Genomic DNA, 13,986 nt, shown 5'->3' with positions numbered 1-13,986 from the left:
AAAAATGTAGTAATAACCACAACATTTTCCCGAAATACGCATTGCGAGTGGTGGTGTTCAGCTACCCTCAGTAGGATAGGCCACCGCGAAAAGCCACTCATCGATTGGTTACCGCCTTTTTATTTGCATCGTCGCCCGAAGGAAAGACTGAATGGACCGCGTGCGAAATCTTCTGGAACAGATCCGGAACCGCCTCGAAGAATTGAACAAGGCCGAGCGCAAAGTCGCTGAAGTGATCCTGCTCAACCCGCAGCAGGCCACACGCTTCTCGATCGCCGCCCTCGCCCAGGCCGCCTCGGTCAGTGAACCGACGGTCAACCGCTTCTGCCGTTCATTCGGTGTCAGCGGTTACCCTGAACTCAAATTGCAGTTGGCGCAAAGCCTGGCCAGTGGCGCCGCGTATGTCAGCCGCGCCGTGGAGGCCGATGATAACCCCGAGGCCTACACCCAGAAGATCTTTGGCAGCGCCATTGCCTCCTTGGACAGTGCGTGCCAGGCCCTGGACCCGGCGCTGATCAGCAAGGCCGTGGACTTGTTGATCCAGGCACGGCAAATCCACTTCTTTGGCCTCGGCGCTTCGGCCCCCGTAGCCATGGACGCGTTGCACAAGTTCTTCCGCTTCAACCTGGCGGTGACCGCCCATGCCGACGTGCTGATGCAACGCATGATCGCCTCGGTGGCGCACACCGGTGAGTTGTTCGTGATCATTTCCTACACCGGCCGTACCCGCGAACTGGTGGAAGTTGCGCGTATCGCTCGGGAAAACGGTGCGTCAGTGCTGGGCGTCACCGCCGAAAACTCGCCGCTGGCCAAAGCCAGTACGGTGAGCCTGAACATCCCGCTGCCGGAAGATACGGATATCTACATGCCGATGACTTCTCGGATTATCCAGTTGACGGTGCTGGATGTGCTGGCGACCGGCATGACCTTGCGTCGCGGAGTGGATTTCCAGCCGCATTTGCGCAAGATCAAAGAGAGCTTGAATGACAGCCGATATCCGGTGGGGGATGAATTCAACTAAATCCGTGTCAACTGATCGTTCCCACGCTCCGCGTGGGAATGCCTCACTGGACGCTCTGCGTCTGCCTTTAGCGTCGTGACGCGGAGCGTCATAGGCTGCATTCCCACGCGGAGCGTGGGAACGATCATGAATTCAACTAGCAGGCAGCTCTTCCAGCAGTACCTGCGATAGTGCCATCAGCCACACCGCTAAACCCCTGCCCTGGCCTGCAAACTCAAGTGGGCCCTCTCCCCCGGCGCCAGGCTCGCCGCCGCCATCGCCGCCTCTACGCACACAAACCCCGACGCTTCGTTAAAGCTCACGCCCAACAGCGGCCGGCTCCCCGGGTGCCACACCACCGTATCGGCGCTGTCGCCGGTGTCGATGCACAGTTCACGCTGCCAGGCGTGGTCCTTGAGCTGCAATTCGCCCTCATGCTGGAACACCCGCTGGCATCCGCCATCGACCCGCAATTCACCTTCCTGCTGGCAAACCTGGCGATTGAGCTGGTCGTAACCTTGTGCTCCTTCGAGCCCAGACAGCGCTACCTCATCGACGTGACCAATACGCCAGTAAGCGTGCAATGCATGACTCAACTGGCACGGCAGCTCGTCGTGATGCTCGGTGCTCAGGCGCAGTTCCAGGGTGTCACCCAGGTGCGCGTGCAGGTCCACCTGCCAGTCGCACAGCTGCAATTGCCAGTGCAGCCGCACGCCGTCGTCATCGGTGCTGCTGTCGAGCAGTTTCCAGTCGATCAAGCGGGCCCATCCGTGGGACGGCCAGGCATTTTCGCTGGGGTGGCGGCCATACCACGGCCAGCACACCGGTACGCCACCACGGATAGCCCCGACTTGCGGCCATTTGGCGGCACACCACAGCCACGGCTTCTGGCCCGTAGGTTGAAAGTGCAGCAATTGCGCACCCTGGCGACTGAACACCGCCTGGCACAGGGGGTGGTCGATCACCAACACATCGCGCATCTGAAAGCGCTCCCAGGCGAACACCGGACGCTCGCGCAGGGATTTGAAAAAGCGTTGCAGCGGTTGCTCGTGCATGTGCCCAGGTCCCGAATATCACAGTGCCACGCAAAAAAAAGCGGATAGCCATGGCTACCCGCAAATGCGCACAGAGAGAGGAGCTTATCGCAACAGCGTTAGAACGTAGACTGAATTTTCAGGCCCGCTACCAGCGCGTTGTCGACTTTATCCACGCCGCCAGGCTGGACAACGTACTGCAGGTTCGGACGCACAGTCAGCCAGTTGGTGACGTGGAAACCGTAGTTGAGTTCGACGTTGTATTCAGTCTCACGAATCGGCGTGTACAGCGGATTGTCGTAGTCGCTCACACCATTGGCGGCGTTGAGCAATTGAGAGTTCTTCTTCACGTCATCGTTGACATGCAGGCGAGCGACGCCAATGCCGACGTCATCTTTTGGACGCGCGTCGAATGGGCCTTTGTACACGAGCATCAACGACTGGTAGTTGTCGACCAGGTTGGTTTCCTTGTCATGGAAGGTCGCGTTGGCTGCAATGTTCAGGCCACGGGAAGCGTCGCCGTTATGGGTGGTGAGTTGCTGTTGCGCAACGAACCAGTAGCCTTTCTTGCTGCTGCGGGTACGGAAGTCGGCGCCGCTGAGGACCGCATCGTTACCGTTGACGTCTTCACGTACATCCGGAGCATCGGCCGCACTTTTATAGAAACCCACACGGTATTCGCCCGGCAGGTTATTAACCTTCGGCGACCAGACCAATTCCACCGGAATCACGGTGCCCTTGGTACCACTGCCGCTGAGTTTGAAGCCGTTGCCGTGCTCCAACTGCGACGGGTTCTGGTTGTAGGCACCGATTTGCGCATACAGCTCAGGCGTGATGTTGTATTTCACGCGGATAGCGGCCTGGGCGACCGGCCAGTTGTACCAGGTATTGACGTAGTTACCGACCTGCGAGCCGCAGAACGACAGGTTCTGGAAGTCGCAAGGGAAGGTGTTGAAGTCTTCGCCTTCACCGAAGTAACCGAGCTTCACGTCCAGCTTGTTGTCGAACATCTGGTGCTGAATCCAGAACTGGGTCAGACGCACCATGTGGCCACGGCCATACACTTCTTGCGAGGAACTCAAGGTGCCGGCACGCGGGTCGCCAATGCGGTCATTGGAGATGTTCTGGCCATTACGATTGGTCAACTGGATCTTGGCCTGGGTGTTATCCCAGCCCCACAGTTTTTGCAGGTCCAGCGCCACGCCCAGACCGAACTGGTCGGAGTAACGACCGGTCTTGTCGTCGTTGTAGCCGCCGTGGGCGTTGTAGCCCATCTCGCCCACGTAGTCGGCCTTGATGTCGATACCTTGCTCGATCAGCTTGGTACGCTCGCCGCCCCAATCGCCGGTCATCCACTTGGAATCGGCGCTGAATGCATCGGCCGCCATCGCATTGGCGGACAATACAAGGGCTGCTGCCGCTGAGAGTTGGCAGATCAGCCGGGTGTTGTTGTGTTGCTTTTTCATCCCTACATCCTCGTCTTTATTGTTATTAAACTGTTTTTATCTAACGCGGGTTACATTTTTTAACTAAAACAATCACTTATCTTGCTCAACGCCCCTTGAACTGGGTCACATTGTCGGCATGCCCCTGTGCCGGCAATGAAGCCACTGCGCCCAACCGCTCACCGGTCTTGGCGTCAAACAGCAATACCTTGGCCGGGTCGAACTGCAAGGTCAGTGTCTCGCCCACTTGCGGTGCCACGTCCGGCGCCAAACGGCAGCAGACTTTGGTGTCATTGAGCTGCACAAACACCAGGGTGTCCGGGCCGGTAGGCTCGGTCACCTGCACTTCGGCGCGAATGCTCGACGAGCCGTTGCCCTCGCCCGCTGCCAGCACGATCTGCTCCGGGCGCAGGCCCAGGATCACATCGCGGTCTTCCAAACCGGCGTCATTCATGCCCAGCGGCAACTCGCAACGGGCCTGGCCGCTGTCGAGCAGCGCGACCAGACCACCGTTCTGGCGTTTTAGGCGCATGGGAACGAAGTTCATCGGTGGTGAACCGATAAAGCTTGCCACAAACAGGTTGGCAGGGTCGTTGTAAATTTCCTTCGGGGTGCCGAATTGCTGAATGATGCCGTCCTTCATCACCGCCACTTTGTCGCCCAGGGTCATCGCTTCGATCTGGTCGTGGGTCACGTAGACGGTGGTGGTTTTCAGACGCTGGTGCATCAGCTTCATTTCGGTACGCATCTCGACCCGCAGCTTGGCGTCGAGGTTGGACAGCGGTTCGTCGAACAGGTAGATCTTCGGCCGACGCGCCAGGGCACGGCCCATGGCCACGCGCTGTTGCTGGCCACCGGACAACTGGCCCGGCTTGCGGTTGAGCAGGTGTTCGATCTGCAGCAACTTGGCCACGCGCGCCACTTCGGCGTCGATGTCGGCTTGCGGCATCTTGCGGATCTTGAGGCCGAACTCGATGTTCTCGCGCACGCTCATGGTCGGGTACAGCGCGTAGGACTGGAACACCATGGCGATGTCACGGTCCTTGGGGCTCATGCCGCTCACGTCTTGATCACCGATCATGATCGCGCCGCCGGTGATGGTCTCAAGGCCGGCGATGCAGTTCATCAGCGTGGATTTACCACAGCCCGACGGGCCGACCAGGATGAGGAACTCGCCTTCCTTGATCGACAGTTCAATGTTCTTCAAGGTGTCGGGCAGGCCGGCGCCATAGGTCTTGTTTACATTGCGAAGTTCAAGCGTAGCCATGATTACCCCTTGACCGCGCCGGCCGTGAGGCCGCGCACGAAATACTTGCCTGCGATCACATAGACCAGCAGGGTCGGCAGCCCGGCGATCATCGCCGCCGCCATATCCACGTTATATTCCTTGGCCCCGGTACTGGTGTTGACCAGGTTGTTCAGCGCCACCGTGATGGGCTGGGAGTCGCCACTGGAGAACACCACACCGAACAGGAAGTCGTTCCAGATCTGGGTGAACTGCCAGATCAGGCAGACCATGATGATCGGCGTCGACATCGGCAGGATGATCCGGCGGAAGATGGTGAAAAAACCCGCTCCGTCCAGGCGTGCTGCCTTGATCAGCGCATCCGGGATGCTCACGTAGTAGTTACGGAAGAACAGCGTGGTGAACGCCAGGCCGTAGACCACGTGGATAAACACCAGGCCGGTGGTGGTGCTGGCCAGGCCCATCTTGCCGAGGGTGAACGACGCGGGCAGCAGCACAGTCTGGAACGGCAGGAAGCAGCCGAACAACAGCAGGCCGAAGAACAGCTGCGAACCCCGGAAGCGCCAGAACGACAGCACGTAGCCGTTCAAGGCGCCAATGGCGGTAGAGATGAGCACAGCAGGAACGGTGATCTTGATCGAGTTCCAGAAGTAGCCATCCACGGTGGCCCAGGCCTTGACCCAGCCGATACCGCTGACCACGGTGGGCCAGCTCAGCAGGTTACCGGTGCTGATGTCTTCCGGGGTCTTGAAGCTGGTGAGCAGCATCACCACCAACGGCACCAGGTACAGCAGCACCGCCAGGATCAGCACCGCGTAGATCGCGATGCGGCTCAGGCTGATGGCAGGTTTGGCGGCGAGACTAGTCATTGCGCTTGGTCCTCAGCTCGGAATACAGGTACGGCACAATGATCGCGAGGATCGCACCGAGCATCAGGATTGCACTGGCCGAACCCATGCCCATCTGGCCGCGACTGAAGGTGAACGAGTACATGAACATAGCCGGCAGGTCGGACGAGTAGCCCGGGCCGCCTGCGGTCATTGCCGCCACCAGGTCGAAGCTCTTGATCGCAATGTGCGCCAGGATCATCACCGCACTGAAGAACACCGGGCGCAGGCTCGGCAGCACCACGCTCCAGTAGATACGCGGCAGGCTTGCGCCATCGATCTGCGCAGCGCGGATGATCGACTGATCAACACCGCGCAGGCCGGCGAGGAACATCGCCATGATAAAGCCCGAGGCTTGCCACACAGCGGCGATCACCAGGCAGTACACCACGCGGTCCGGGTCGATCAGCCAGTCGAGACGGAAGCCTTCCCAGCCCCAGTCCCGCAGGAGTTTGTCCAGGCCCATGCCCGGGTTGAGCAGCCATTTCCAGGCGGTACCGGTGACGATCATGGAGAGCGCCATCGGGTACAGGTAAATGGTGCGGATAAAGCCTTCGCGGCGGATTTTCTGGTCGAGGAAAATCGCCAGCAGCACACCGATCACCAGGGTGATGCCGATGAACATGCCGCCGAACACGGCCAGGTTCTTGCTCGCCACCCACCAGCGGTCGTTATCGAACAGCCGCTGATACTGCGCCAGGCCCGCCCATTTGTAGCTGGGCAGGAAGGTCGAGGTGGTGAACGACAGCACGAACGTCCACAGGATGTAGCCATAAAAGCCCACCAGCACGATGAACATGCTCGGCGCCAGCACCAGTTTAGGGAGCCAGCGCTGCAGCACATCGAATGGCGAGGCCTTGCTGAACACAGCAACAGAACTCATGGGAAAATCCAGTACAGGGAAAAAGGACTACAGCCTGCAGGAACCCGCTTTTGTGGCGAGGGAGCTTGCTCCCGCTCGGCTGCGAAGCAGACGCTGTCTTTGGGGGCGCTTCGCACCCCAGCGGGAGCAAGCTCCCTCGCCACAGCAAGCCGGGTTCCTACATAGGGTGTTACTTGGCCGACTTGATCGCCGCGCCAAGCTTCTTGGCCGTGTCGGCCGGGTCGGCTTTCGGGTCGTTGATGAAGTTGGTCACGACATCAAAGAACGCACCTTGCACCGCCAGGGTGGTGGCCATGTTGTGCGCCATGCTTGGCTGCAGGCCGCCAGTCTTGGCGTCGGCCAGGAAGTCCTTGGCGGCGGTCTGGGCGCAGGAATCAAAGCCGTAGGATTCCATCTTGGTCAGCATGTCGTTACGCACAGGGATCGAGCCCTTGTTGATGCTGAACACCTTCTGGAAGTTTTCACCCAGCACTACTTTGGCGATGTCCTGCTGACCCGCAGCAGTGCCTTTGTCTTTCTGCTTGAACACCGCCAGGGAGTCGATGTTGTAGGTGAAGGCTTTATCAGTGCCCGGGAACGCAACGCACTCATAATCCTTGCCGGCGACTTTCTTGGCGGCGGTCCACTCGGACTTGGCCCAGTCACCCATGATCTGCATGCCGGCCTTGCCGTTGATGACCTTGCCAGCTTCCAGGTTCCAGTCCTGGCCCTTGCCGTCGACGTCCATGTAGGTCGCGACTTTCTTCAGCTCGGTGAGGGCCTTGACCATTTCCGGGCCGGTCAGTGCGCCGTTATCCAGGTCGACCAGCGCTTTCTTGTAGCCATCAGCGCCCATTACCGAAAGCACCACCGCTTCGAACACGGTGCTGTCCTGCCAAGGCTGGCCGCCGTGGGCGAGCGCAATGAAGCCTGCAGCCTTGAGCTTGTCGCCCGCTGCGTAGAATTCTTCGAGGGTGGTTGGGTTCTTGGTGATGCCGGCTTTCTTGAAGACTTCCGGGTTGATCCACAGCCAGTTCACGCGGTGGATATTCACCGGCACGGCCACGTAGTCACCGTCGTATTTCACGGTGTCGGAGACTTTCTTGTCGAGCAGCGAATCCCATTTTTCTTCTTTGGCGACGTCTTTGAGCACGTCGGTGTCGAGCAGGCCAGTAGAGGCCCATTCCTGGATATCGGGGCCTTTGATCTGGGCAACGCCTGGCGGGTTGCCAGCGACCGCACGGCTTTTCAGCACGGTCATGGCGGTGGCGCCACCGCCGCCTGCCACTGCACCGTCTTTCCAGGTGAAGCCGTCTTTCTCAACTTGGGCCTTCAGGACATCCACAGCCGCTTTTTCACCGCCGGAGGTCCACCAATGCACCACTTCCACCGTACCTTTGGAGTCGGCGGCAAATGCACTGAGGGGGAACAACGAGGCAATGGAAATAGCGACGGCGAGGCGATTAATCGCGTTCATCTGAGTACCTTTTCTTGTTGTTATGCATGCAAGTCTAGAGCTTGCGCTGCACGGAGTTTAAACATGGATTTTCGGGGCGCAGGTAACAAAGGGACGCACAAATGTCACCACCTGGTGACATAGCATCCGCTGCCCAATGCACTGGCCAGGCTGGGTGCCAAGGGCAGTGCAGGCAGCACGACCGCTTGCCAGGCATGGTACAGGTCAGGTTTGCCGCCCCAGATTTTACTGCTGGGTTGGTTGTGCGGGCTGAGTTCGTGGTGCCAACTGCCCTGGAGCCGGTCGATGAAGTGGGTTTCGCAAAACTCCCAGAAGCGTCGGTACCAGGTTTCGTAATGCAGCTCGCCGCTACGTTTGAGCAGCGCCTGAGCAGCGGCGCTGGCTTCAGCATGGGTCCAGTGCAGGCGCTCGCGTACCACCGGGCGCTGGTTCCAATCCAGAGTGTAGACAAGGCCCGGCGCACCATCCACCGCCCAGGCGTACTCGCAGGCACTGGCAAACAGGCCTTTGGCGTCGCTCACCAGCCAGTCCGGCGTGGCTAGCTTGGCCTTGAGGCGCGCAGCTTCAAGGTGCAGCAACAACCGCGCCCATTCGAAACCATGGCCGGGGGTGATGCCGTAGGGGCGAAAGCCATCGGCGGGGTTGTCTTGGTTGTAACCGAGCAACGGCTTCCAGTGCGCATCGAAATGTTCGATGACCATGAATTGATTGCCAGCGGCATGGGTGTGGATCACCCGTTCGACGATGCGCAGCGCACGGTCCAGCCAACGTGTATCACCACTGACATCGGCCAATGCCAGGAAAGCTTCGGTGGCGTGCATGTTGCTGTTGGCGCCACGATAGGCTTCGACGCCGCTCCAGTCCCGGGCAAAGGATTCAAGCATGACGCCCTCCTCTTCGCTCCAGAAGAACTGGTCGATGATATGGACGGCGTCGTTCATTAATGTGCGCGCACCCGGCGCGCCGGCCACCACGGCAGAGCTGGCGGCGAGGGCCACGAAGGCGTGCAGATAGGCGGCCTTGCCGGTGTTGCCATCAGCCGCCTGGGGCGCGGCGAACCAGCCACCGTGCTCACTGTCACGCAGCGGGCCGCTGAGCGCTGCCACACCGTGCGCCACCAGTTCGGCATAACCCGGCAACCCAATGGCATGGGCCATGGCAAAGCTGTGGGTCATGCGCGCGGTGTTCATGGTTTCGGCGCGAGCATTGGCCGGCAACTGGCCTTTATCGTCGAGGTTGCCGAACCCGTCCGGCAGGCGCGATGCCTTGGCGAACGCCAACAGGCGCTGGCCTTCCGCGGCGAGCCAAGCGTGATGGGCAGGTGCATTCAGCCAACTGCTGGCAGGCAGTGGGTGGGTGGTCATGGGTGGCCCTTATTGTTTTTTTGGGATGACCGGAGTCTAAACAAGGGCACGGCAGGGGCAAGTAACGAAGGGGAAAAGAAATGTCACCGAGTGGTGACAATCAACACCTTAATGTAGGAGCGAGCTTGCTCGCGAAAAGCTCACAAGCGCCGCGTTTATTCCAGGAAACCTGCGTGATCGTTAACGTTTTTTGCGAGCAAGCTCGCTCCTGCAGAGGATGATTTTGAGTTCATTGACCCAGTGGGGTGACCGCAGCAGGCGCATTGAGACGCTGATTCAAGTTCTGCACCTGGCTCTGCAAGGTGGTGATATTGCGCGTGGTCTGGATGCGGAACACGTCAAATTCCTTGTTGGTCGGCGCGTCGATATTGGCCGGTTGGTTTTCCTGGGCGCTCTTGAGCACCAGCACGTCCTGCTCGAGGCGGGCGATGGCCGCGCTTGGGTTGCCTTGTTTCTTCAAGGCCGCCACATCGGTGGCCAGGCCCTTGCTCTCGGCCTGTGCTGCCGTGAGGCTGGTGACCGCGTCAGTGAGGGCCTGCACCTGGCCTTGCAGCTTGGTATTGGCCGCTGTCAGCTCGGTGTTGCTGGCGCTCATCTGGGCCAGGCGGCTGTCAAGTTCGGTGGTTTGACCGGCGACGCCCAACTGTTGCTTACCCTGCTCCTGCAACTGGGCTTCCAGTTGCTTGATCTGCAGCTTCAAGGCTTCGCTGCCGTTGTTCACATTCGCTTCGCTGGCCACGACCTTGCCGGAAATCGCCTGTAGCCGTCCTGCCGCTTCCTCGCTGATGCGGGCAAAGCTTTCCTGGGTGGCAACCAACTGCTGGCCCATCAGGGAAATCTGCTGGAAGCTCCACCAGGCCAGGCCCGCAAAGGCGATCAACAGCGCACCGACCAGTGCCCACAACGGGCCAGTGCTGGCGCTCTTGACCTTGACCACGGGCGTCGTTCGCGAACGCACCGACGTCGCGGGGGTCGGCACGAAATCATCGTCATCCCCAAGGTCGGCCCGCAGGCTGGGAACGTTGTCGAAGTCGTCTTTAGCATCGTTGCGCATGAATCTACCCTGAATCAATGAGATGGCTGGCTGTAAAGCCGAGCGGCAGGAGTATAAACCGCACTCCCGGCGCATGGATCGACTCGGAACCTGGAATGGGGTTCCCGAAGTGTTGCTGCTTATGAGGTTATTGGCGGCCCGGGTCCTGGGCTTTCCACCAACTGCAGAACTCGTCGAGCGCGGCCCACTGGCTGACCTTGGGCTCGTAGTCGAGATAATGCCTGGCGCGACTGATGTCGAGGGTGAAGTTTTTATTCATCACTTGCATGCCCAGACGCGATAACGCCGGTTCCGGCCGCCCCGGCCACATCGCGCAGAATGCCTCGTTCAACGCCGCCACGCTGTAGGACAAACCGTAGGATCGATAGCGGGTCACTTGGGGCAGCTCCATCTGCCGCATCACGTAGTTCACCACATCCCAGATCGGCACCGGTGCGCCATTGCTGATGTTGTAGGCTTTGCCCAGGGCCGAGCCGGTGGCGAGCAAACTGCTGAGCAGCGCCTCGTTGAGGTTGTGCACGCTGGTGAAGTCGACTTTGTTCAAACCGTCGCCGACGATCGCCAGACGGTTCTTGCGCTGCATTTTCAGCAAGCGCGGGAAGATACTCATATCGCCGGCCCCGGTGACAAAGCGTGGGCGCAGGGCTATCACTTGCAGGCCGAACTCCTGGGCGCCGAACACCTTCTGCTCGGCCAGGTACTTGGTAGCGGCATAGGGATGCTTGAAACGCTTGGGCACTTGCTCTTCGGTGAGCCCAAGGTGATCGCGACCGTCAAAATAGATCGACGGCGACGACAGGTGCACCAGGCGCCCCACGCGCTGTTTCAGGCAGGCTTCGACGACGTTTTCGGTGACCAATACGTTGTTCTGGTGGAAGTCCTGGTACTTGCCCCACAGCCCAACGGCGCCGGCGCAATGCACCACGGCTTCGACATCGCGGCACAGGTCGCGCACAAGGTCGGCATCATTCAAATCACCCTGGATGAACTCGGCACCGCGCCGCACCAGGTGTTCCACACCCTCGGCGCGCCGCCCGTTGACCCGCACGTCCAGGCCCTGCTCAAGGGCGAAGCGCGCAAAGCGCCCGCCAATGAAGCCGCTTGCGCCGGTGACCAGAATTTTCATGAAGCCTCCTACGGATGCAGCTGCAAGCGTCAAGCTTAAAGCTGCAAGTTAAAAACGATCTGCGAGCTCTTCACCCGCAGCTTGCAGCTTGACGCTTGTCACTGCTGATAGGGCACCAGCCAACGGCCACATACCTGGGCCAGATGGTCAGTCAACAAGCCCAACAGTTGCCCGCCACTGCGCCAATGATGCCAGTACAGCGGCACATCGATGGGCTTATCTGGCAATAACTCGACCAATACACCGGTTTCCAACTGGTCGCGCACCTGCAATTCAGGCACCAGGCCCCACCCCAGGCCGGCTTCCGTCAGGCGGATAAAACCTTCGGATGAAGGGCACAGATGGTGTTCGAAACCACCGTCCACGCCAAGGGACGCCAGGTAGCGGTGCTGCAGGAAATCATCCGGGCCGAACACCAGCGCAGGCGTGCGCGCCAATTGGTCGGCCCGCACGCCTCCAGGAAAATGCCGCGCCAGAAAGGCCGGGCTGGCCAGCGCCCGATAACGCATGGCGCCCAGCAACAGGCTGCGAGCACCGGCCACAGGACGCTCGCTGGCACAAATGCAGGCCGCCACTTCACCGGCGCGCATGCGCTTGAGGCCCACGGTCTGGTCTTCGACCACCAGGTCCAGCAACACATGCTGTTCGGCGCAGAAGTCGCTGACTGCCTCGGCCCACCAAGTGGCGAGGCTGTCGGCATTCAGGGCAATGCGCAGGCGCTCAGGCATGCCCTCCTCGTCCAGGGCCGGCACTTGGCTTTGCAGGTCACGCTCCAGCAAACGCACCTGCTGCACATGGTTAAGCAGGCGCCGACCGATATCGGTGGGCGTTGGCGGCGAGGCCCGTATCAACACCGGCTGGCCGACGCGCGCCTCCAATAGCTTGATGCGTTGGGAGATGGCTGATTGCGACAGCCCCAACACCTGGGCACCGCGCTCAAAGCCGGCTTGTTCCACCACCGCCGCCAGGGCGGAAAGCAATTTATAGTCGAACATCAGTTCCTCTAATGAGCGATCAGCAATATTGGTTTTTCTTATACAGCCCCGACCCGCACCATAGCCAGCATCGTTTGAGCATCAACAAGGATCTCCCTCTATGTGGCAAAGCTATATGAACGGTTTGCTGGTGGCCCTCGGGTTGATCATGGCAATCGGCAGCCAAAATGCATTCGTACTCGCGCAGAGCCTGCGCCGCGAACACCACTTACCCGTGGCGGCGTTGTGTGTGATCTGCGACGCACTGCTAGTGGCCGCTGGGGTATTCGGGCTGGCCACCGTGCTGGCGCAGAGCCCGATACTGCTGGCGGTGGCACGCTGGGGCGGCGCAGCGTTCTTGCTCTGGTATGGCGCATGCGCGCTGCGCAGGGCGTGCTCCAAGCAGAGCCTGGACCAAAGCGACACCCTCAAGACGCGCTCATTACGCGCTGTGCTGCTGAGCGCTTTGGCGGTCACCTTGCTCAACCCCCATGTCTACCTGGATACCGTCCTGCTGATCGGCTCCCTGGGCGCGCAACAAACCGAACCCGGTGCCTACGTAGCCGGTGCAGCCAGTGCATCGTTCCTGTGGTTCGCCACCCTGGCGCTGGGTGCGGCATGGTTGGCACCCTGGCTGGCACGCCCGGCCACCTGGCGCCTGCTGGACCTGCTGGTGGCCGCGATGATGTTCTCGGTGGCCTATCAACTGATCAGCGCCTGAGCAATATTCCAAAACGCTCTGGAACCTCTATCCCACACAGTTGTTGCGTGGTTATGCCGCACCCCCGGTGCTATGATCGGCCCCCTGCGCCGCAAAGAGTACAAACTCCCCGGCGCATGTTTGGCCGCCCGTGATCGGCCTTGCGCTCACCGCAACTGACCTGATTAGGAGAATCATCATGGCTTTCGAATTGCCGCCGCTGCCCTACGCACACGATGCCCTGCAGCCGCACATCTCCAAGGAAACCTTGGAATACCACCACGACAAGCACCACAACACCTATGTCGTGAACCTGAACAACCTGGTGCCTGGCACCGAGTTCGAAGGCAAGACCCTGGAAGAGATCGTCAAGTCTTCCTCGGGCGGCATCTTCAACAACGCCGCTCAGGTCTGGAACCACACTTTCTACTGGAACTGCCTGGCGCCGAACGCCGGTGGCCAACCAACCGGCGCACTGGCTGAAGCCATCAACGCTGCGTTCGGTTCGTTCGACAAGTTCAAGGAAGAGTTCACCAAGACTTCGGTCGGCACCTTCGGTTCCGGTTGGGGCTGGCTGGTGAAAAAGGCTGACGGTTCCCTGGCCCTGGCCAGCACCATCGGCGCCGGCAACCCGCTGACCAACGGCGACACCCCGCTGTTGACCTGCGACGTCTGGGAACACGCCTACTACATCGACTACCGCAACGTGCGTCCAAAGTATGTAGAAGCGTTCTGGAACCTGGTCAACTGGAAGTTCGTGGCTGAGCAGTTCGAAGGCAAGACCTTCACTGCCTAAGCGACGCTTGCAGTAAAAAGA

13 protein-coding genes are annotated in these 13,986 nt (G+C 60.1%); 3 read left to right on the top strand and 10 right to left on the bottom strand.

The genetic code is table 11. The annotated features are described in order from the left end of the window. Positions 1–160: 160 nt before the first annotated feature. Positions 161–1,021: a MurR/RpiR family transcriptional regulator gene (locus GIV26_RS11605; protein WP_169856377.1), complete on the top strand. Its 861-nt coding sequence runs from the start codon at positions 161–163 to the stop codon at positions 1,019–1,021. Between the two features lie 188 nt (positions 1,022–1,209). On the opposite strand, the gene GIV26_RS11600 is transcribed toward GIV26_RS11605, so the two are convergent. The 10 genes from GIV26_RS11600 to GIV26_RS11555 form a co-directional block, all read right to left on the bottom strand. Continuing rightward, positions 1,210–2,055, bottom strand: coding sequence for a D-hexose-6-phosphate mutarotase (locus GIV26_RS11600; RefSeq protein WP_054896703.1), 846 nt, complete (start codon positions 2,053–2,055; stop codon positions 1,210–1,212). Positions 2,056–2,153: 98 nt separating this feature from the next. Continuing rightward, positions 2,154–3,500, bottom strand: a complete 1,347-nt coding sequence (locus GIV26_RS11595; RefSeq protein ID WP_054918236.1) for a carbohydrate porin — start codon at positions 3,498–3,500, stop codon at positions 2,154–2,156. A gap of 85 nt (positions 3,501–3,585) precedes the next feature. After that, the gene (locus GIV26_RS11590) at positions 3,586–4,746 is read right to left on the bottom strand and encodes an ABC transporter ATP-binding protein (RefSeq protein WP_096144824.1); all 1,161 of its coding nucleotides are present in this window, start codon (positions 4,744–4,746) and stop codon (positions 3,586–3,588) included. Positions 4,747–4,748: 2 nt separating this feature from the next. Next, a complete protein-coding gene (locus GIV26_RS11585) occupies positions 4,749–5,594 on the bottom strand; it encodes a carbohydrate ABC transporter permease (RefSeq protein WP_003193763.1) in 846 nt (281 codons plus the stop codon). Further along, positions 5,587–6,495: a carbohydrate ABC transporter permease gene (locus tag GIV26_RS11580; RefSeq protein WP_003193765.1), complete on the bottom strand. Its 909-nt coding sequence runs from the start codon at positions 6,493–6,495 to the stop codon at positions 5,587–5,589. The genes GIV26_RS11585 and GIV26_RS11580 overlap by 8 nt, the downstream gene beginning before the upstream one ends. Before the next feature lie 169 nt (positions 6,496–6,664). Next, positions 6,665–7,951 (bottom strand): ABC transporter substrate-binding protein, encoded by a 1,287-nt coding sequence (locus GIV26_RS11575; protein ID WP_003193767.1) that lies wholly within the window; start codon positions 7,949–7,951, stop codon positions 6,665–6,667. Between the two features lie 104 nt (positions 7,952–8,055). Then, entirely contained in the window at positions 8,056–9,315 is a 1,260-nt protein-coding gene (locus GIV26_RS11570) for a D-mannose isomerase (RefSeq protein WP_236280573.1), read from the bottom strand. Positions 9,316–9,544: 229 nt separating this feature from the next. Further along, the gene (locus GIV26_RS11565; RefSeq protein ID WP_054896699.1) at positions 9,545–10,369 is read right to left on the bottom strand and encodes a hypothetical protein; all 825 of its coding nucleotides are present in this window, start codon (positions 10,367–10,369) and stop codon (positions 9,545–9,547) included. 127 nt (positions 10,370–10,496) lie between these two features. Then, positions 10,497–11,495, bottom strand: coding sequence for an NAD-dependent epimerase/dehydratase family protein (locus GIV26_RS11560; RefSeq protein WP_236280570.1), 999 nt, complete (start codon positions 11,493–11,495; stop codon positions 10,497–10,499). Between the two features lie 98 nt (positions 11,496–11,593). Then, positions 11,594–12,490, bottom strand: coding sequence for a LysR family transcriptional regulator ArgP (locus GIV26_RS11555; protein WP_034128529.1), 897 nt, complete (start codon positions 12,488–12,490; stop codon positions 11,594–11,596). A gap of 100 nt (positions 12,491–12,590) precedes the next feature. On the opposite strand from GIV26_RS11555, the gene GIV26_RS11550 reads away from it, so the two are divergent. Both GIV26_RS11550 and GIV26_RS11545 read left to right on the top strand, forming a co-directional pair. After that, on the top strand, positions 12,591–13,190 hold the full coding sequence (locus GIV26_RS11550) for a LysE/ArgO family amino acid transporter (protein WP_034128530.1): 600 nt from the start codon (positions 12,591–12,593) through the stop codon (positions 13,188–13,190). A 178-nt stretch (positions 13,191–13,368) separates the two neighbouring features. Beyond that, positions 13,369–13,965 (top strand): superoxide dismutase, encoded by a 597-nt coding sequence (locus tag GIV26_RS11545; RefSeq protein ID WP_003175739.1) that lies wholly within the window; start codon positions 13,369–13,371, stop codon positions 13,963–13,965. Positions 13,966–13,986 lie beyond the last annotated feature (21 nt).

This window comes from Pseudomonas sp. PA-1-3F (genome assembly GCF_021609665.1).
Classification (GTDB): domain Bacteria; phylum Pseudomonadota; class Gammaproteobacteria; order Pseudomonadales; family Pseudomonadaceae; genus Aquipseudomonas; species Aquipseudomonas paracarnis.
The sequence above is the reverse complement of the archived record's forward strand: the minus strand, read 5'-3'. Positions and strand labels throughout refer to the sequence as shown.